The following is an 18,295-nucleotide window of genomic DNA, read 5'->3' as shown; positions in this document are numbered from 1 at the left end:
ACGGGCCCGAGACCGCCGAGCAATCGCCGCCCCGGAGCCTGGTGACGTCACCCTCGACGCCCTGTCCCGTCCCTGGAGGTCCCCATGTCCGCTCCGGTCCGTACCGGCTCGTCGCCGGCCGACGCGGGTCCCGTCCCTGCCCGGCGCGCACTCACCGGGAAGCTCGGGCCGCTCGCTATCGTCTTCATGGTGGTCGCCGCCGCGTCGCCGCTCACCGTCGTCGGTGGCGCCGCCCCGCTCGGCATCCTGCTCGGCAACGGCGTCGGGTTCCCCGCCCTCTACGTCGTCTCGGGCGCCGTCCTGCTGCTGTTCTCGGTGGGCCTGGCGGCCATGACGCGCGTGGTCCCGCGGCCGGGCGCGTTCTTCACGTTCGTCGGCTACGGCCTGGGCCGTCGGGCCGGCCTCGGCGCCGCCTACCTCGCGCTGCTGACGTACACCACCGTCCAGGCGGCGGTGTACGGGTACATCGGCTATCTCCTGTCGGGCACGTTCGCCCGGCTCGGCCTGCCGGAGCTGCCCTGGTGGCTGTGGTCGCTGGCGGTCTCCGCGCTCGTGGGAGTGCTCGGCTACCGGCACATCGACCTGTCGTCCAAGGTGCTGGGCGTCCTGCTCGTCGGCGAGATCGGCATCGTGCTGGCGGTCGTCGCCGGCGTCGTGATCACCGGCGGTGACCAGGGCCTGTCCCTGGAGCCGTTCGAGCCGGCCACCGTGCTCTCCGGGTCGCCGGCCATCGGGCTGACGTTCGCGATCGCCGCCTTCATCGGCTTCGAGGCCACGGCGGTCTTCCGCGACGAGGCGCGCGACCCAGCCCGCACCATCCCGCGCGCCACCTACGGCGCCGTCATCGGCATCACCATCTTCTACACGCTCGCAACCTGGGGCCTCATCATGGCCTGGGGTCCCGACCACGCCGTCGACGTCGCCGCCGCCGACCCGGGCGGGATGATCCTGACGACCACCGCGAAGTACCTCGGCACGGCTGGCGAGGTGGTCATCAACGTCCTGCTGATCACCAGCATGTTCGCGTGCGTGCTCAGCTTCCACAACGTCGTCACGCGCTACCAGCACACGATGGCGAACGCCGGCCTGCTGCCCGGCGCCGTGGGCGCCGTGCACGCACGGCACCTGTCCCCGCACCTGTCGTCGCTCCTGCAGTCGGCCACCACGGTCGTGCTGGTGACCGTGTTCGCGCTGGCCGGCCTGGATCCCGTGCTGGAGGTCTTCACCTGGTTCGCCGGCGTCTCCACGCTCGCCATCGCGATCCTCATGGCCGTCACGAGCCTGGCGATCATCGTCTGGTTCCGCCGCACGCGGCAGGACGCGCGGGCGTGGAACACGGTGGTCGCGCCGGCCCTCGGCCTCGTGGGCCTGGCCGGCGCGGCGGTCGCGATCGTCGCGTACTTCCCGCTCCTGGTGGGCGACGTCGACGCCGCGGGCAACCAGCGGTTCGGCGTGACCAGCGCCGTCCTGCTCGCCCTCATCGTGCTCAGCCCCGTCGCCGGCTGGGTGCAGGCAGCCGTCCTGCGCCACCGCCGACCCGAGACCTACGCCCGCATCACCGAGGCCATCGGCTGACGCCGGGCCTTCGAGAGGAGAACACCGTGACCGCCACGCACACCATCGCCCCGACCTCCGCCGCGACCCATCCGCTGGCCACCCTGTCCGCCGACGAGATCACGGCCGCGGCCGCCGTCGTCGGCTCGGCCGGTCTGGTGGAGGAGACCACGCGCTTCGTCTATGTCGGGCTGCTCGAGGCGCCCAAGGCCGCCGTCCTCGCCTGGGAGGCTGGATCCGGAGCCCTGCCGCCCCGGCGGGTGCGGGTCCAGCTCCTGGACCTGGCCACCGGCGTCCAGCACGACGCCGTCGTGGACGTGACCGCCGGCGTCGTCGTGTCCCAGGAGGTGCTCGACACCGCGCAGGTGGGCCAGCTGCCCATCCTCGACGAGGAGTTCGAGATAGTCCCCGGGATCGTTGCCGCGTCGCCCGAGTGGCTGGCCGCCCTGGCCGCACGCGGCCTGGATCCCGCCACGGTGGTGACCGTGCCGCTGTCAGCGGGCGTCTTCGGCTACGAGGACGAGGTCGGCAAGCGCATGGCCCGCGTCTTCGGGTTCCGCCAGGACCACGAGGCCGACCACCCGTGGGCGCACCCCGTCGACGGCCTGGTCGCGTACGTGAACCTCACGACGCGCGAGGTCACCCGCGTCATCGACCACGCGGTCGTGCCGGTGCCCGCCGAGCACGGCAACTACACCGAGCCCGACCTGGCGGGCTCGCCCCGCACCACGCTCCGGCCCATCGAGATCACGCAGCCGGAGGGCCCGTCCTTCCAGGTGTCCGCCGACGGCCTGCTGACGTGGGAGGGCTGGCAGGTGCGGGTGTCGTTCGACGCGCGCGAAGGGCTGGTGCTCCACCGCCTCTCGATCGACGATGCGGGCGAGCAGCGCTCGGTGGCCTACCGGGCGTCGATCTCCGAGATGGTCGTGCCCTACGCCGACCCGTCCCCCACCCGGTTCTGGCAGAACTACTTCGACACCGGCGAGTACCTGTTCGGCCGGTACGTGAACTCGCTGGAGCTCGGCTGCGACTGCCTCGGCGAGATCCGCTACCTCGACGCCGTCCTCGCCGACGAGCGGGGCCGGCCCCGCGTGGTCGAGAACGGCATCTGCCTGCACGAGGAGGACTACGGGGTGCTGTGGAAGCACTCGGACATCTTCACGGGCGTCAACGAGACGCGCCGCCAGAGGCGCATGGTCATCTCCTTCTTCACGACGGTGGGCAACTACGACTACGGCTTCTACTGGTACCTGTACCTGGACGGCACCATCGAGTGCGAGGCCAAGCTGACCGGCTTCCTCTTCTCCTCGGCCTACCCTGGCTCCGGGCCCGACGGCGAGCCGTACCCGTACGCGTCCGAGGTCGCCCCCGGCCTGGGCGCCCCCTACCACCAGCACCTGTTCTCGGCCCGGCTCGACCTGGACGTGGACGGCACGGCCAACGCCGTCGACGAGGTGGAGGCCGTGCGCGTGCCGATTGGCGAGGGCAACCCGTTCGGCAACGCGTTCACCGCGAAGCGCACGCGCCTGACCTCGGAGGCCGGCGCCGCACGCCGGGCCGACGGGTCGGTAGGCCGCACCTGGCACATCAGCTCGACCGAGCGCACCAACCGGCTCGGTCGCCCGACGGCATACGTGCTGCACGCGCAGGACACCCCCACCCTCCTGGCCGCCGACGACTCCTCGATCGCGTCGCGCGCCGCGTTCGCCACCCAGCACGTATGGGTCACGCAGTTCGCCGACGACGAGCAGTACGCCGCGGGCACGTACGTCAACCAGCACGCCGGCGGCGACGGCCTGCCCGCGTGGCAAGCCCAGGACCGGCCGCTGGAGGGGCAGGACGTCGTGCTGTGGCACACCTTCGGGCTCACGCACTTCCCGCGCCCGGAGGACTGGCCGGTGATGCCCGTGGACTACGCGAGCTTCAAGCTCGCCCCCTACGGGTTCTTCGACCGCAACCCCACGCTGGACGTGCCCGCCTCGACGTCGGCCCAGTGCTGCGGCGGGACGCACGGCGCAGGGCCCTGCCCCCACCACCACGACGCCTGAACATGGGAGTGCTCCACGCTCTCGCCCTCGGGCCGGCGGTGCTCGCCGTCGCGTGCACCCCGGCCCACGGGCGGTGCGGACGCGCCGCCGTCGCAGCGGGGCTGCTCATGCTCCTCGCGATGGCCGACCTGGCGCTCCTCCCCGCCGGGTTGCCGGACCTGGTCTGGGTCGCGGCGCTGCTCACCGCCGCCGTCGCCCTGGCCAGGACGCTGCGGCGCGCGTCACCCGAGGCCGGCGAACGCCATCCGTGTCACCAGCTGCACGTCGGTTCCCTGCTCGCGATGGCTGTCCTCACCGCTGCCGCGGCAGGGTCGGCCGGAGCCGGGCCGGCCGCGGGTGGGCACCACCACAGCACGGACTCGGACGCCCTGACCATGGTCGGGGTTGGCACGGCCGCGGCGTTCGTCGTCGCGAGCTGCGTGGTGGCCGCCGCCCCCGGACGGCGGACGGCGGACCGGGTGGGCGCCCTGGCCGGCGCCGGCTCGGTGGCGCTCATGGCGGCCGCCGTCCTCGTCTGACGACGGCTACCCCGTCTTGCGCCGGGACTTCTTCGCGTCCGCGACGCTGCGCTTGAGCGCCTCCATGAGGTCGACGACCTCGGCGCCCTCGCCCTCACCCTCGGCCGCCTCGCCGAAGGTCGCCGCCGTGTCGACGGTCTCACCGGCCTCCAGCTTCGCGTCGACGAGCTTCTTCAGCTGAACCTGGTACTCGTCCTCGTAGTCCTCGGGCGTGAAGTCGGACTCGAAGCTGCTGACGAGCTGGGCCGACATCGTGAGCTCCTTCTCGGTGACCTTCGCGGGCTCGTCGAGGGACGGGAACGCGGCCTCGCGGACCTCGTCGGCCCACAGGAGCGTCTGCAGCACGAGCACCTCCTCGCGCACGCGCAGGGCCGCCAGCCGGGTGCGCTGCCGCAGGGCGAACTTCACGACGGCGGTGCGGTCCGTCTCCTCCAGCGTGCGGCGCAGCAGCACGTACGCCTTCGTGGACTTGGAGTCGGGCTCGAGGTAGTACGTCCGGTCGAACATGATCGGGTCGATCTGCTCGCTCGGCACGAACTCCACCACCGAGATCTCGCGGTCCCGTTCGGCCGGGAGGTCGGCGAGGTCCTTCTTGGTGAGCACCACCGTGCGCTCGCCGTCGTCGTAGGCGCGGTCGATGTGCTCGTACGGCACGACCTCGCCGTCCACCTCGCACACGCGCTTGTACCGGATGCGTCCGCCGTCGGCGTCGTGCACCTGGTGGAGCGGCACGTCGTGGTCCTCGGTCGCGCTGTACAGCTTGACCGGAACGTTGACGAGGCCGAAGGTCACGGCACCCTTCCAGATCGCCCTCATCCACCTATAGTGCGCCCCAAGCGCACCACATGCCCAGGTTTTCGGTCTGGGCCGACGGACCAGCCGTCAGAGGCCGGAGCGGTCCAGCTTCGCGCAGAGCTCCACGTTGGTGGGCTCCACGAGCTGCGAGCCGTCGGGGAAGACCAGCACCGGGATGGTCTTGTGCCCGGTCAGCGCCTCGGCCTCGTCGGCCCGGTGGGGCTCCGCGACGAGGTCGACGTAGACGTACCGCACGCGGCGGACGTCGAGCACCGCCTTGCTGCGGCGGCAGTCGCGGCACCACTCGGCACCGTAGACGGTGAGCTGCTCAGGTCGGGCGAGCGTCGGGGCGTCGCCGGCAGTCGCCGGGGGCGCTGCGGGCGCGTCGATCACGAGGTCATCCGAAATCACTCGCCGGAGCCTAGCGGAGTTCGAGATGCGGTCACGACCACGAGTCAAGTGATTTCCACGACCCCTGGGCACGGGAAGCCGGGCGGCGGCACGATGGTCTGATGGCGCCCACGCAGCAGACGGTCCTGGTCGACGGGCACCGCCTGCGTCTGAGCAACCTCGACAAGGTGCTGTACCCGGCGTCGGGCACCACCAAGGGCGAGGTGCTGCACTATCTGACGCAGGTGGCACCCGTGCTCCTGCCGCACGCCGCCAACCGCCCCGCGACGCGCAAGCGGTGGCCCGACGGCATCGGCGGGCAGATGTTCTTCCAGAAGAACCTCGATGCTTCCACCCCCGACTGGGTCAAGCGCCGGTCGATCCAGCACAAGACCTCGGCCAACGACTACGTGCTGGTCAACGACCTCGCGACCCTGACCTGGCTGGGCCAGACGGCGACCCTCGAGCTGCACACGCCGCAGTGGCAGTTCGGCCGCACGGGGGCGCGCCTGGACCCGGACCGCCTCGTGCTGGACCTCGACCCCGGCCCGGGCGCCGGGCTGCCCGAGTGCGCGCAGGTCGCCCGCTGGGCCCGCGAGATCCTGCAGGGCATGGGCCTCGAGCCGTTCCCCGTGACGTCCGGGTCCAAGGGCATCCACCTGTACGCGGCCCTCGGCAAGGCGCAGGACACCCGCCTCAGCTCCGACGCCGTCTCCGCCGTCGCGCACGAGCTGGCCCGCCATCTCGAGTCGGAGCATCCCGATCTCGTCGTCAGCGACATGAGCAAGAAGCTGCGCTCGGGCAAGGTGCTCGTCGACTGGTCCCAGAACAACGGCAGCAAGACCACGATCGCCCCGTACTCCCTGCGCGGGCGCGAGCGGCCCTGGGTGGCCGCGCCGCGCACCTGGGAGGAGCTGGAGGACCCGGGCCTTGCCCAGCTCGACGCCGACCAGGTGGTCGCCCGCATCGAGGCCGACGGCGACCTGCTCGCCCCGCTCCTGGAGGGTCACCTCTCGGCACTGGAGCCGACGCCGGAGCGCCTGGCCACCTTCGAGAAGCTGGGGACCTACCGGGCCAAGCGCGATCCCGCCAAGACCCCGGAGCCGTTCGGGCCGGACTCGTCGCGGGTCGCCCTTCGACAGGCTCAGGAACCGCGTGCCGAGACCCCGGTTTCGACAGGCTCAACCACCGATGAGCCGACCTTCGTCATCCAGGAGCACCACGCCCGCCGCCTCCACTGGGACTTCCGCCTGGAGTACGACGGCGTCCTCGTGAGCTGGGCGCTCCCCCGCGGCGAGCCCACCGACCCGGCCAAGAACCACCTCGCCGTGCAGACCGAGGACCACCCGCTGGAGTACGGCTCCTTCGAGGGCACCATCCCGGGCGGCGAGTACGGCGCCGGCGAGGTCACCATCTGGGACTCCGGCACCTACGACCTGGAGAAGTGGCGCGACGACGAGGTCATCGTCACCCTCCGTTCCGCCGAGCGCGGGTCCCGCCGCCTGGCCCTGATCCGCACGGGCGGCCGCGACGGCGACGCGGAGAACAACTGGCTCATCCACCTCACCAAGTCCCAGCCGGGCCACCCCGACCCGGTGAGTGCTGGATCTTCGCCCCCTCGACAGGCCGATCAGGGGCGAAAAGCCAGCACTCAACAGGCTCGGGGATGGCGGGCGATGCTTGCCACGTCCGCATCGGGGGGCGAGCTGGCCGAGCCCGAGGAGTGGATGTTCGAGATGAAGTGGGACGGGTTCCGCGCCCTCGTCCACGTCCCGGACCCCGATACCGTGCGCCTGGTCAGCCGCTCCGGCCAGGACCTCACGATCACGTTCCCGGAGCTCGGGGCGCTCGCCGCCCAGGTCGACCCCGCCCGCCTCCCCGTGGTGCTCGACGGCGAGATCGTCGCCCTCGACCGCGACGGCCGCCCGGACTTCCGCCGCCTCCAGCACCGCGCCAACCTCCGCAAGGAGCACGACGTCACACGCGCCCGGGCCCGCGTCCAGGTCGACCTCATGCTCTTCGACGTCCTGCAGGCCGACGGCGAGGACGTCACCGACCGCCCCTACACCGAACGGCGCGAGCTGCTCGAGGCGCTCGTCACGGCGCACGCCCCCGTGCACGTCCCACCCGCGTTCGACGGCGACCTCGACGCCGCCATGCGCACCTCGCGCACCCTGCGGCTGGAGGGCGTCGTCGCCAAGCGCCGCACCTCCACCTACGCCGGACGGCGCTCCCGGGAGTGGCTCAAGATCAAGCACAGCGCCATGCAGGAGGTGGTCATCGTGGGCTGGCGCCCGGGCCGGGCCAACGCCTCGGTGATGGGCTCGCTGCTCATGGCGGTACCGGACCACGGGGCCGACGGCGCCGGCCTGCGCTACGTCGGGCGCGTCGGGACGGGCTTCACCGAGCGCGAGCGCCGGGAGATCACCGACCGGCTCCAGGGCATGGCCCGCAAGACGCCGGCCGCGTCCGGCGTCCCGGCGGAAGACGCGTCGGACGCCCAGTGGGTCACGCCGAAGCTGGTGGGCGAGGTGACGTTCGCCGACTGGGCCGACGGCACCGACGCGGCGTCGGGCGAGCACCGGATGCGGCACTCGGTGTGGCGGGGCTGGCGCCCGGACAAGTCGCCCGGCGACGTCGAGGTGGAGCTGCCGGGTCAGGCGTGACCGCTTGGCACACTTTTAGTGCCCATTCCCCTGTTGTGCGCCGGGTAATGTCGCCGGCATGCGAGCCATCACGTACTCGAAGTTCGGCGGCGCCGACGTCCTCGAGCTCACCGATCAGCCGGACCCGCACATCGGCCCCGACACCCTGGTGGTCCGGGTCAAGGCGGCCTCGGTCAACCCCGTCGACTGGAAGATCCGCTCCGGTTACCTGGAAGGTCTGATCGACATGCAGCTCCCCGCGATCCCGGGCTGGGACGTGGCGGGCGTCGTCGAGCAGGTCGGCCTGGACACTCCCGAGTTCCAGGTGGGCGACGAGGTCTACGGCTACGTGCGGAAGGACACCGTGCACGGCGGCACGTTCGCCGAGCTGGTCGCCGCGCCCGTGCGCACCCTGGCCCGCAAGCCGGCGTCGCTGAGCTTCGAGGAGGCCGCGGCGGTGCCGCTCGCGGGCCTCACCGCGTACCAGGCGATCCGGCGTTCCGCCGTCAGGGCGAGCCAGACCGTGCTGGTGCACGCGGCGGCCGGCGGCGTCGGCGCGTTCGCCGTGCAGATCGCCAAGGAGCTGGGCGCGCGGGTCATCGGCACCGCGAGCGAGGCGAACCACGAGTTCCTGCGCAGCCTTGGGGCCGAGCCCGTCACCTACGGCGAGGGCCTGGCCGACCGGGTCCGGGCGATCGCCCCCGGCGGCATCGACGTCGCGCTCGACTTCGCCGGTGGCGACTCGGTCGCCGTCAGCGCCGAGGTGCTGGCCGACGGCGGCACCATCACCTCGATCGCGGACCCGCGGGCCCGCACGGAGCACCGCGGGCAGTACGTGTGGGTGCGCCCGTCCGCCGCGGGTCTCGACGCGCTCACCGCGCTGTTCGACGCCGGCAAGCTGTCGGTCGAGGTCGCTCAGGTCTTCGACCTGGCCGACGCCGCTGCCGCGCACCGGGCCAGCGAGACGGGCCACACCCGCGGCAAGGTGGTAGTCCGGGTGTGATCGCGTGGTCGGCAGAACGTCAGGTGATCGGCACCTCGGACTGCCGATCACCTGACTTATTGCCGACGACTCGGGCCGAATTTGTCTGGGCCGCCCGGGGCGGCCTGTGCCAGGGTCCCGGGATGACAGCATTCATCTCGCACGTGACCGTGGACTGTTCCGACGCCTACTCGCTCTCCGAGTGGTGGAAACCGGTGCTCGGCTACGAGGACGTACCCGGCGACCCGAACCTGCCCGGCCACGACGAGTGCATGACCGTCGACCCCGACGGCAGGGGCGTGCCCGTCCTGTTCATCGAGGTGCCGGAGGGCAAGTCGGTGAAGAACCGCGTGCATCTCGACCTGCGCCCGCGTGCGGACCTGCGGGACACGGAGATCGAGCGCGTGATCGCACACGGTGCGACGGTCGTCGGCGACCACCGGGGGCAGTACGGGCCCGGCAGCGGCTGGGTGACGTTCGCCGACCCCGAGGGCAACGAGTTCTGCGTCCTCCGCTCGCTCGCCGAGGTCGAGGAGCAGTCCGCGCCGACCGAGTCGGGCGAGCCGGCCGACCAGGCCGCGCAGGCCGCGCAGGCCGCGCAGGCAGGGCCGGTCGAGGCATGAGCGACTGGACGATCCGGCCTGAACGGCCGGAGGACTTCCCCGCGATCCGCAAGGTCCTGGTCGCGGCTTTCGTCGACGACGAGGTCGCCGTCGCCGACGGCGTCGACCGGATCCGCGAGTCGTGGATCTACCGCCCGGCGACGTCGCTGGTCGCGGAGTCCGACGGCGAGGTGGTCGGCCACGTCATGATCACCGGCTGCACGGTCATCAGCGACGCCGGTAGGCGCACCATCGCGATGCTGACCCCGCTCGCCGTCAGTCCGGAGCGCCAGCGGCAGGGCATCGGCTCGGCCCTGGTGCGGGCGGCCTTGGCCGGCGCCGAGGAGGCCGGCGAGTCGTTGGTCATGCTGGAGGGCAGCCCGACGTACTACGGCGCGCTCGGCTTCGTGCCGGCGCGCAAGCACGGGCTCGAGCTGGACCATCCGGTGCCGGACTGGGCCCCGCCGGACGCGGTCCAGGTGTACCTTCTGCCGGCGTACGACCCGGCGGACCAGACCCTGCGCGGCGTCATCGACTACCCGCCGGTCTACGGCTGACCTGCTCTCGCCTTCGCCTGGTCGGCGAAACGTCAGGTCATCGGCATTCCGAGCTACCGATGACCTGACACTTTGCCGACTACCCGGCGGTTCGGTACGACGCCGACGCGCACGGTACCTAACCAGCTTTGGCCAGGGCCTGGTTCGGATCCACCCCGCGCACGTTCCGGATACCCACCAGCGACAGCACCCCGCCGATGAAGAGCAGGGCCGCCGTTACGATGAGCGCCCGGTGGAACGAGGCGACGTCGAGGACACCGCCGGTGATGATCCCCGCGAACGCCACGGTCACCAGCCCGGCCACGCGCGCCACCGCGTTGTTCACCGCGGAGCCGATGCCGGCGTCGTGCGTGGGGACGGCGCCGAGGATGGCCGCCGTCAGGGGCGCCACCGTGATCGCGAGGCCGAGCCCGAACACGAGCTGGCCGGGCAGCACCTGCGTGGGGTAGTAGGCGGTCTCGTCCATAGCGAGCATGAGGAGGAACCCCACCCCGGCGACGATCGGCCCGACCGTCATGAACAGTCGCGCTCCGTACCGGCCCGAGAGGGTGCCGAACCATGCGGACAGGAAGATCATCGCGAGCGTCGTCGGCAGCTGCGCCACCCCGGACTCGGTGGCGGAGTACCCGGCGACCTGCTGCAGGAACAGCGTGAGCACGAACCCGCCCAGCGAGAGCGCGCCGTAGATCGCGAACGTGGCGAGGTTGCCCCACGCGAAGTTGCGCGCCTGGAACAGGCGCAGCGGCAGCATCGGGTCGGCCGCCCGGCGCTCGTAGAGCACGAACGCCACCAGCATCGCGGCGCCCGCGAGGATGGACACCAGGATGACGGGCGACATCCACCCGAGCCGCTCCCCCTCGATGAGCCCGAACACCACTCCCGCGAGGCCGAACGCGGCCAGCGCCGCACCCGGGATGTCGATCCGGCGGCCCGGCTCGCCCTCCGCCTCGGGCACGCCGCGCAGCAGCCAGAGGGTGAGGGCGATCACGGGCACGTTGATCCAGAACACCCAGCGCCACGACACGAAGTCGACCAGCATGCCGCCGACGAACGGGCCGACGATGAGCGCGGCGGTCGTCCACGACGTCCACCGGCCGATCGCGCGGGCCTGCGCCTCGCCGCTGAACGTCGCGACGATCAGCGCCAGCGAGCTGGGCACCAGCAGGGCGCCTGCCACCCCCTGCAGGGCGCGGGCGATGACGAGGACAGAGCCGGTCGGCGCGACCGCGCACAGCACGGAGGCGACCGCGAACCCCGCGAGCCCGACGGCCAGCACCCGGCGCCGCCCGTAGACGTCCGACACCGAGCCTGCCACGAGCATCAGCGAGCCGAGGGTCACGAGGTAGGCGTCCACCACCCACTGCTGGAGGGCCAGGCCTGCCTCGCCCGGGCTGCCGAGCTCGCGCGCGATCGCGGGCAGCGCGACACTGACCACCGTGCCGTCGAGGAACGACACGAAGGACGCGAGGATGGCGACGAGGAGCACCCGTCTCTGGAGCGTTGTCACGGGCACACGTTATGCCGAGCCACCGACACTCGCCCCGCCTGTCGCCGGCCTCTTCGTCCTGGACCGAATGTCCGGCACGATCGGTTCATGGACCTGTCGATCCGGCCCGCCACCGCCGACGACGCCGCGGCCTGCGCGGACATCTACGGCTTCTACGTGCGCCACACCCACATCAGCTTCGAGTCGGAGCCGCCGAGCACCGAGGAGATGGCGCAGCGCATCGCGAGCTGCTCGGCCCACCACGCGTGGCTCGTGGCGCAGGAGGCGGGCGGCGACGTCGTCGGCTTCGCCTACGGCGCGCCGTACTCCTCGCGCGAGGCGTACCGCTGGTCCGTCGAGTCCAGCGTCTACCTGGAGGCCGGCCGACGTCGGACCGGGGCGGGCCGGGCGCTGTACGAGGCGCTCTTCGAGCGCCTCGCCGAACGCGGCTACCGTCGTCTGGTGGCCGGCCTCGCCCTGCCGAACGACGCCAGCCTCGGCCTGCACGTCTCGCTGGGGTTCGAGGTGGTGGGCACCTTCCGCAGGATCGGGTGGAAGCACGGGGAGTGGCGCGACGTCATGCGCCTGCAGAAGGACCTCGCGCCCGGCCTCGGCGGCGCACCGCCCGTCGGCGAGCCCGCCTGACCGCTGGGCCCTGACCACTGTGCCCGGACCGCCAGGCCCTGACCGGGGTGGGGCCGATTACCCGCTCGACCGACCGCCGTCAATTCCGGGTTGCGATCATCCCGCCCGGCTGGTGCACGGCAGGATCCGTCCATGGACAGCATCGTCCGCGTCGCGACACCAGACGACGCCGCAGCCTGCGCAGGGATCTACGCGCCCTTCGTCGCCGACTCGGCGGCGACCTTCGAGACCAGCCCGCCCGACGCGCGCGAGATGACGCGCCGCATCGAGCGGTTCTTCGGCCGGGAGACCTGGCTGGTGCTCGAGCGGGACGGCGCCGTGGCCGGCTTCGCCTACGCCAAGCCGTTCGCCGACCGCCCGACGTTCCGCTGGACGCTCGAGACCAACGTGTACGTCGCCGCCGGCCACCAGCGCACCGGTGGCGGCCGCATGCTGTACGACAGCCTGCTGGCGCGGCTCGCGCGCCGCGGGTACCACCGCGCCGTCGCCAGCATCGTGCTGCCGAACGACCCGGCGGTCGCGCTGCACGAGGCGGCCGGATTCCGCCACGCGGGCACCTTCGAGAAGATCGGCTGGAAGCTCGGCCAGTGGCACGACGCCGTGCTCTTCCAGCGCGACCTCGTGTCCGACGACGGGATCACTCCCGGCGACCGCACCGCCGACGCCGAGCTGTCGGGCCTGCTCACGCCCGAGCCGCTCGAGGTCACGCGCACCCCGCTGCTCCGCCCCCACCCCGCCGAGGAGCAGGTGGCCTACTTCGGCGACTGACCCGGAGCCCGCCCAAACGGGCCCGCGGGCGCCTTTTGGGCTCGCCGGGCCCGCCACGCGTTGCCTAGGGTCGGCTCCATGAGTCTCACCGTGCGCCCCGTCGAGTACGCCGACCAGCCGGACTACACGCGACTGGGCGCCGAGGCCTTCGGCACGCCCGCGGCCGGCCGCCCCGTCCCGACCCGCGAGGAGTGGGCGGCGGCGGGCTTCCGGGAGTGGGGCGCGTTCGACGACGGCGACCTGGCCGCCCGCCTGCGCGTCTACGGATTCACGTCGTGGTTCCACGGCGCGCGGGTCCCGACGGCGGGCGTGGCCGGGGTCGCCGTCGCGCCGGAGCGGCGCGGCTCAGGCCACCTCGCGCGCCTCTTCGGAGCCGCCCTCGACGAGGCACGCGACCGCGGCGACGTCATCTCCACCCTGTTCCCGACCGCGCCGGGCATCTACCGCGGGCTCGGCTACGAGGTGGTCGGCTCGTTCGACGACGTCGACGTGCCGGTGCAGAACCTGGGCCGCGTCGCCGCACCCGACGGCGTCGTCACCCGCCGGGCCGGCGTCGCCGACTTCGACGCGATAGTCGCCGTCCACCGCGCGTGGGCCGCCGCGCAGAACGGGCCCGTCTCGCGGGCGGAGAAGCCGTTCTGGACCCCGCCCGAGAAGTTCTTCGCCGACTACACGGGGGTCACGCTCGCGGTCTCCGCCGGCGGCTCGGCGGGCGCGGCGGGCGACGTCGTCGGCTTCGCGAGCTGGAACCGCGGCGACGGGTACACCCCCGCCACGGCCGTCATGGAGGTCGACGACCTCATCGCCCTGACGCCCGACGCCGCCCGCGCCCTGTGGCGCACCCTCGGCAGCTTCTCGACGGTGGTCGGCACGGCGCGCGTCTCGACGTCGGGCCTGGATCCCGCGTGGCTGGTGCTGCCTGACCTGACCTCGACCGTGCACGCCGCCAACCCCTACATGCTGCGGATCCTGGACGTCGCAGGCGCGCTGGGTGGCGTTCAGGCGCCGCTCGAGGGCGCGCGGGTCCCGTTCGCCGTCCGCGGCGGGCAGGATCTGGCCGGCGCCTGGACCCTCACGGTGTCGGACGGCGTCACGCACCTCGAGCGCGACGCAATCGCCGTCGAGGACGCGCACCACGAGCGACCCGTGCTCAGCCCGAACGGGCTGGCGCTGCTGTACGCGGGGGCGGAGTCGGCGGCGAACCTGCGGATCGCGGGCCACCTGACCGGCCTGCCCGACCAGGACGCCGTCCTGTCCGCGCTGTTCGCGGGCCGCCGCCTCCACGTCCGCGACTACTTCTGACCGGGCCTTGTTGTGGGCGCGACCGTTGCGACTACCTGACCGTTTTAGGCGCAACGGTCACGCCCACAACAAGAGCCCATACTGAGGCCGTGGATATTCCCGTTGCCTGGTCCGTCGTGCTGATCGTCACCGCTCTGTGGAACCTGCTCATCTGGCCGCGGTTCTGGCAGCGCATCGCCGCCGACCCCCGCTCGCGCGACGCCGACGGCCGCGCCACGAGGTTCCTCACCGTGCACAGCGTCCTGATCACGGTCTCGCTCGCCCTGGCCCTGGCGGTCGGCGTGCTGGGCGTCCTCACCCTGTTCTGACCCCTCACGCCAGCGCCCATGGGTGTCGTGGGTTGCCGCCATACCTGGAGGTAGGTATGGTTCCGGCATGAGCACAGCCAGCGCACGCGAACGCCTCGTCGGCGCAGCACAGGAACTCTTCGCCGTCCAGGGCGTCGGGGCCACGAGCCCGCGTGCGGTCCTGGCGGCGTCGGGCGTCGGGCAGGGCAGCCTCTACCACCACTTCCCCACCAAGCACGACCTCGCGGTCGCCGCCATCGGCGCCACCGTGGACGACGCCCTCGCGAAGGCGATGCGGACGCTCGGCAGCGACTCCCCCGCCGTCGAGCGCATCGTCGCCTACCTCGAACGGCCGCGCGACGCACTGGCCGGCTGCAAGGTCGGGCGGCACACCTCCGACCAGGCGGTGATGGACGACGACGGCCTGCGCGACGTGCTCAACGCCTACTTCGTGCGGCTGCTCGGCGCCATCACCACGATCTTCCGCGAGACCGGCCTGCCCGACGGTGCCGCGAGCGACCGCGCGCACGCCGCCCTCGCGATCATCCAGGGCGGGTACGTCCTGGCCCGCGCCACGCAGGACCCCGACGCCCTCACCGCAGCGGTGCGCGGCTTCGTCGGCCTGCTGACCCAGAAGGAGACCCCGTGACCTTCCGCGAGCGCCTGCGCGCGCTGCCCGCCTTCGCCCGGCCCGGGCTGCCGGAGCTCGACCCGGGGGCGGTCCCGCCGTCGCCGCACGAGCTGTTCGTGGCCTGGATGGACCAGGCGATCGACGGCGGCCTGCTGGCGCCGCAGGCCGCGACGCTCTCGACCGCCGACGCCGCGGGGCACGTCCACGCCCGCACGCTGGTCCTCAAGGACGTGACGGCGGACGGATGGTGGTTCGCGTCGCAGTCGACGGGCCCGAAGGGCCGCGACCTCGCGGCGAACCCGCATGCCGCGATGACGTTCTTCTGGCCCGAGCTGGGCCGCCAGGTCAAGGTGACGGGCAGCGCGGCGTCGGCCGGGCCGGAGGCGAGCCGGGCGGACTTCCTGGCGCGGCCGGACGCGTCCCGCGCGGCGGGCCTGGTGAACCGGCAGAGCGAGCCGCTCGCCTCCCTGGCGGAGTACCAGCGCGCGTTCGCCGAGGCGCTGCGCGCCGTCAGCGCCGATCCCGAGCTGGCGGCCACGGACTGGACCGCGTACGTGCTCGCCCCGACGGAGGTCGAGTTCTGGCAGGCGCCCGACGACGGCCCGCACGTCCGCCTGCTGTACCGGGCGGACGCCGAGGGCTGGACGCGAAGCCTGACGTGGCCCTGACCCACGTCACCTGTCAGACGTCCAGGTCACCCGGCTGACCTGGACGTCTGACACCCGCACTGATCGATACCACTGAGACCAAGGGACACCCATGACCACGAGCACCGGCCCGATCCCCCACGCCCTCGCCGACTCGGCGGCCGGGCTCGACGCGCTGCTGGACGCCGTCGGGCACCTGACCGGCGACGAGCTCGCCGGGCCGTCGACACTGGAGGGCTGGACCCGCGGGCACGTCCTGTCGCACGTCGCCGGCGTCGGCGCCGCGCTGCTCGGCCAGGCGCGGGCCGCCGAACGCGGCGAGGTGGTCCCCGTCTACGCGAGCCAGGAGGCCCGCGACACGGGGATCGAGGCCGGTTCCGGCCGTAGTGTCGCCGAGCACCTGGCGGTGCTGGGCGCCCTCCGGGACGAGATGGCGCGGACCTGGCCCGAGCCCGGCTCGCCGCTCTGGGACGCCCCGAGCGGGTACCGGAGCGGGCCGCTGTCGGGCTGCCTGCTCGGCTGGTGGCGCGAGGTGCGGATCCATTCGGTCGATGCCCTCGCCGGCACATCTCGCCAGGTCGGGTACGAGACGTGGGACGACGCCCTGTGCGCCCACCTGCGCGAGTTCCTGGCGGTGCGCCTGCCCGACGGCGTGTCCGTGGCCGACGTCGCCGGCGACCCCCGCGACGTCACCGCCTGGCTGGCCGGGCGCGTCCCGGAGACCCCGCTGCGGGGTGACCTGCCCGAGCTGGGGCCCTGGCCGTCCGCCCTCCCGGCCCGGTGACGCCGGCGGGACGAGCGCGCGTGAGCGAGGTCACGGAACACATCACGTGATTCACGCCACAGCGCTCGTTCCGCTTTTCACAAGCCCGCTAATGTTTCTGCCGTGACTTCTTACCTCCAGACAGCCCCGCGTCCCTCCGAAGAGGTCGATGTCGCGCTGATCGGCGGAGGGATCATGAGCGCCACCCTCGGCGCGCTGCTCACGATCCTGGAGCCGACCTGGCGTATCGGAATCTACGAGCGCCTGGACGAGGTGGCTCTCGAGTCGTCGAACCCGTGGAACAACGCGGGCACCGGCCACTCCGCTCTCTGCGAGCTGAACTACACGCCGGAGCGCAAGGACGGCTCCGTCGACATCTCCAAGGCGGTGACGATCAACGAGCAGTTCCACACCTCGCGCGAGTTCTGGAACCACCTGCTGACCGCCGGCCTGATGGAGGGCACGGACTTCATCAACGTCACGCCGCACATGACGTTCGTGCGCGGGGCCGACAACGTCGACTTCCTGCGCCGCCGCTACGAGGCGCTGAGCGTGCACCCGCTGTTCAGCGACATGGAGTTCAGCTCCGACCCCGCCGTCATCGGGCAGTGGGCCCCGCTGATGACCCTGGACCGGGACGCCGACGAGCCGATCGCGGCGACGCGCGCCGCCGCGGGCACGGACGTCGACTTCGGCTCGCTGACGAAGCAGCTCATCGACTTCGCCGCTGCGAACAACACCGAGCTGCACGTGAACCACGAGGTCCGCGGCCTGAAGAAGCTCCGTGACGGCCGCTGGCGCCTCACCCTGCGCGACCGCTCCTGGAACGCGGGCACCCGCCGTCGTACCGTCACCGCCAAGTTCGTCTTCGTCGGCGCGGGCGGTGGCGCGCTGCCGCTGCTGCAGGCGTCGGGCATCAAGGAGGCCCGCGGGTACGGCGGCTTCCCGATCTCGGGCGAGTTCCTGCGCACCGCGTCGCCGGAGATCGTGGCCCAGCACAACGCCAAGGTGTACGGCAAGGCCGACGTCGGCGCCCCGCCGATGTCCGTGCCGCACCTGGACACGCGCATCGTGGACGGCAAGAGCTACCTGATGTTCGGCCCGTACGCGGGGTTCAGCCCGAACTACCTGAAGAAGGGCAAGTACCTCGGCCTGATCACGTCGCTGCGTCTGCACAACATCGGCACGATGCTCGGCGTCGCCGCGAAGAACATGGACCTCACCGGCTACCTGGTCGGCCAGGTCGCGGCCGCTCCGGAAACCAAGTTCCACGAGCTGCAGCGGTTCATGCCGACGGCGCAGCCCGGCGACTGGGAGCAGATCACCGCGGGCCAGCGCGTCCAGGTGATGAAGTGGGTCAAGGGCAAGGGCGGCGTCCTGGAGTTCGGCACCGAGGTCGTCGCGTCCCAGGACGGCACCATCGCCGGCCTGCTCGGCGCGTCCCCGGGCGCCTCGACCGCCGTCGCCGCCATGACCGGGCTGCTGGAGCGCTGCTTCCCCGCCAAGTACGACGAGTGGAAGCCCCAGCTCACCTCGATGATGCCGAGCCTCGGCGGGGGCGTCGACTACGACACCGCGCAGCTCACCGACCAGCGGGTCACGGCGGGCGCCTGACGAAGGTCCGCTTCGAGAACGCCATTGCGCTTGGTTCCAGCCGTGGAACCAAGCGCAATGG

Annotated in this window: 18 protein-coding genes; 15 read left to right on the top strand and 3 right to left on the bottom strand. The window is 72.4% G+C overall.

Going from position 1 to position 18,295, the window contains the following annotated elements:
• Positions 1-84 precede the first annotated feature (84 nt).
• The 3 genes from ACFT2C_RS06735 to ACFT2C_RS06725 are packed head-to-tail and all read left to right on the top strand — an operon-like array spanning position 85 to position 4,120.
• Positions 85-1,575: an APC family permease gene (locus tag ACFT2C_RS06735; RefSeq protein ID WP_377206252.1), complete on the top strand. Its 1,491-nt coding sequence runs from the start codon at positions 85-87 to the stop codon at positions 1,573-1,575.
• Positions 1,576-1,601: 26 nt separating this feature from the next.
• Positions 1,602-3,602 (top strand): primary-amine oxidase, encoded by a 2,001-nt coding sequence (locus ACFT2C_RS06730; RefSeq protein WP_377206251.1) that lies wholly within the window; start codon positions 1,602-1,604, stop codon positions 3,600-3,602.
• A gap of 2 nt (positions 3,603-3,604) precedes the next feature.
• Entirely contained in the window at positions 3,605-4,120 is a 516-nt protein-coding gene (locus ACFT2C_RS06725; protein WP_377206250.1) for a hypothetical protein, read from the top strand.
• Between the two features lie 6 nt (positions 4,121-4,126).
• Here ACFT2C_RS06725 and ACFT2C_RS06720 read toward each other — a convergent pair whose 3' ends face one another.
• Positions 4,127-4,936, bottom strand: a complete 810-nt coding sequence (locus ACFT2C_RS06720) for a Ku protein (RefSeq protein WP_377206249.1) — start codon at positions 4,934-4,936, stop codon at positions 4,127-4,129.
• Between the two features lie 66 nt (positions 4,937-5,002).
• Entirely contained in the window at positions 5,003-5,326 is a 324-nt protein-coding gene (locus tag ACFT2C_RS06715; protein WP_377206248.1) for a glutaredoxin domain-containing protein, read from the bottom strand.
• A gap of 101 nt (positions 5,327-5,427) precedes the next feature.
• On the opposite strand from ACFT2C_RS06715, the gene ACFT2C_RS06710 reads away from it, so the two are divergent.
• The 4 genes from ACFT2C_RS06710 (at position 5,428) to ACFT2C_RS06695 (ending at position 10,091) form a co-directional block, all read left to right on the top strand.
• Positions 5,428-7,971, top strand: coding sequence for an ATP-dependent DNA ligase (locus ACFT2C_RS06710; protein WP_377206247.1), 2,544 nt, complete (start codon positions 5,428-5,430; stop codon positions 7,969-7,971).
• A gap of 58 nt (positions 7,972-8,029) precedes the next feature.
• Positions 8,030-8,953 carry an NADP-dependent oxidoreductase gene (locus tag ACFT2C_RS06705; protein WP_377206246.1) on the top strand — a complete coding sequence of 308 codons (924 nt, stop codon included), beginning with the start codon at positions 8,030-8,032 and terminating at the stop codon, positions 8,951-8,953.
• 122 nt (positions 8,954-9,075) lie between these two features.
• Positions 9,076-9,555, top strand: a complete 480-nt coding sequence (locus tag ACFT2C_RS06700; protein WP_377206245.1) for a VOC family protein — start codon at positions 9,076-9,078, stop codon at positions 9,553-9,555.
• A complete protein-coding gene (locus ACFT2C_RS06695; protein WP_377206244.1) occupies positions 9,552-10,091 on the top strand; it encodes a GNAT family N-acetyltransferase in 540 nt (179 codons plus the stop codon). Before ACFT2C_RS06700 ends, ACFT2C_RS06695 begins: the two co-directional genes overlap by 4 nt.
• A 118-nt stretch (positions 10,092-10,209) precedes the next feature.
• Here ACFT2C_RS06695 and ACFT2C_RS06690 read toward each other — a convergent pair whose 3' ends face one another.
• Positions 10,210-11,598, bottom strand: coding sequence for an MFS transporter (locus tag ACFT2C_RS06690; protein ID WP_377206243.1), 1,389 nt, complete (start codon positions 11,596-11,598; stop codon positions 10,210-10,212).
• Positions 11,599-11,685: 87 nt separating this feature from the next.
• Here ACFT2C_RS06690 and ACFT2C_RS06685 point away from each other — a divergent pair, with 87 nt between their 5' ends.
• The 8 genes from ACFT2C_RS06685 to mqo all read left to right on the top strand — a co-directional run bounded on the left by ACFT2C_RS06685 (position 11,686) and on the right by mqo (position 18,234).
• Complete coding sequence (locus ACFT2C_RS06685; RefSeq protein WP_377206242.1) at positions 11,686-12,222, top strand: GNAT family N-acetyltransferase; 537 nt, start codon at positions 11,686-11,688, stop codon at positions 12,220-12,222.
• Positions 12,223-12,354: 132 nt separating this feature from the next.
• Positions 12,355-12,990 (top strand): GNAT family N-acetyltransferase, encoded by a 636-nt coding sequence (locus ACFT2C_RS06680; protein WP_377206241.1) that lies wholly within the window; start codon positions 12,355-12,357, stop codon positions 12,988-12,990.
• 78 nt (positions 12,991-13,068) lie between these two features.
• Positions 13,069-14,292 carry an enhanced intracellular survival protein Eis gene (gene eis, locus ACFT2C_RS06675; RefSeq protein ID WP_377206240.1) on the top strand — a complete coding sequence of 408 codons (1,224 nt, stop codon included), beginning with the start codon at positions 13,069-13,071 and terminating at the stop codon, positions 14,290-14,292.
• A gap of 89 nt (positions 14,293-14,381) precedes the next feature.
• Positions 14,382-14,600 (top strand): SCO4848 family membrane protein, encoded by a 219-nt coding sequence (locus tag ACFT2C_RS06670; protein WP_377206239.1) that lies wholly within the window; start codon positions 14,382-14,384, stop codon positions 14,598-14,600.
• Between the two features lie 67 nt (positions 14,601-14,667).
• A complete protein-coding gene (locus tag ACFT2C_RS06665; RefSeq protein ID WP_377206238.1) occupies positions 14,668-15,228 on the top strand; it encodes a TetR/AcrR family transcriptional regulator in 561 nt (186 codons plus the stop codon).
• Positions 15,225-15,878: a pyridoxal 5'-phosphate synthase gene (locus ACFT2C_RS06660; protein WP_377206237.1), complete on the top strand. Its 654-nt coding sequence runs from the start codon at positions 15,225-15,227 to the stop codon at positions 15,876-15,878. Before ACFT2C_RS06665 ends, ACFT2C_RS06660 begins: the two co-directional genes overlap by 4 nt.
• Before the next feature lie 91 nt (positions 15,879-15,969).
• Positions 15,970-16,641 carry a maleylpyruvate isomerase family mycothiol-dependent enzyme gene (locus tag ACFT2C_RS06655; RefSeq protein ID WP_377206236.1) on the top strand — a complete coding sequence of 224 codons (672 nt, stop codon included), beginning with the start codon at positions 15,970-15,972 and terminating at the stop codon, positions 16,639-16,641.
• 102 nt (positions 16,642-16,743) lie between these two features.
• Positions 16,744-18,234 (top strand): malate dehydrogenase (quinone), encoded by a 1,491-nt coding sequence (gene mqo, locus ACFT2C_RS06650; RefSeq protein ID WP_377206235.1) that lies wholly within the window; start codon positions 16,744-16,746, stop codon positions 18,232-18,234.
• Positions 18,235-18,295: the final 61 nt, after the last annotated feature.

Origin of the sequence: Promicromonospora sp. NPDC057138 (genome assembly GCF_042670845.1) — a bacterium.
GTDB lineage: Bacteria > Actinomycetota > Actinomycetes > Actinomycetales > Cellulomonadaceae > Promicromonospora.
Note: the sequence above shows the minus strand (reverse complement) of the source record. Positions and strands in the feature narration are given on the sequence as shown.

What these genes read in the sequence shown, in the direction of transcription:
- ACFT2C_RS06735 (WP_377206252.1), top strand. Translation starts at nt 85, where the DNA reads ATGTCCGCTCCGGTCCGTACCGGCTCGTCGCCGGCCGACGCGGGTCCC.
- ACFT2C_RS06725 (WP_377206250.1), top strand. Translation starts at nt 3,605, where the DNA reads ATGGGAGTGCTCCACGCTCTCGCCCTCGGGCCGGCGGTGCTCGCCGTC.
- ACFT2C_RS06720 (WP_377206249.1), bottom strand. Translation starts at nt 4,936, where the DNA reads ATGAGGGCGATCTGGAAGGGTGCCGTGACCTTCGGCCTCGTCAACGTT.
- ACFT2C_RS06710 (WP_377206247.1), top strand. Translation starts at nt 5,428, where the DNA reads ATGGCGCCCACGCAGCAGACGGTCCTGGTCGACGGGCACCGCCTGCGT.
- ACFT2C_RS06705 (WP_377206246.1), top strand. Translation starts at nt 8,030, where the DNA reads ATGCGAGCCATCACGTACTCGAAGTTCGGCGGCGCCGACGTCCTCGAG.
- ACFT2C_RS06700 (WP_377206245.1), top strand. Translation starts at nt 9,076, where the DNA reads ATGACAGCATTCATCTCGCACGTGACCGTGGACTGTTCCGACGCCTAC.
- ACFT2C_RS06695 (WP_377206244.1), top strand. Translation starts at nt 9,552, where the DNA reads ATGAGCGACTGGACGATCCGGCCTGAACGGCCGGAGGACTTCCCCGCG.
- ACFT2C_RS06685 (WP_377206242.1), top strand. Translation starts at nt 11,686, where the DNA reads ATGGACCTGTCGATCCGGCCCGCCACCGCCGACGACGCCGCGGCCTGC.
- ACFT2C_RS06680 (WP_377206241.1), top strand. Translation starts at nt 12,355, where the DNA reads ATGGACAGCATCGTCCGCGTCGCGACACCAGACGACGCCGCAGCCTGC.
- eis (WP_377206240.1), top strand. Translation starts at nt 13,069, where the DNA reads ATGAGTCTCACCGTGCGCCCCGTCGAGTACGCCGACCAGCCGGACTAC.
- ACFT2C_RS06665 (WP_377206238.1), top strand. Translation starts at nt 14,668, where the DNA reads ATGAGCACAGCCAGCGCACGCGAACGCCTCGTCGGCGCAGCACAGGAA.
- ACFT2C_RS06655 (WP_377206236.1), top strand. Translation starts at nt 15,970, where the DNA reads ATGACCACGAGCACCGGCCCGATCCCCCACGCCCTCGCCGACTCGGCG.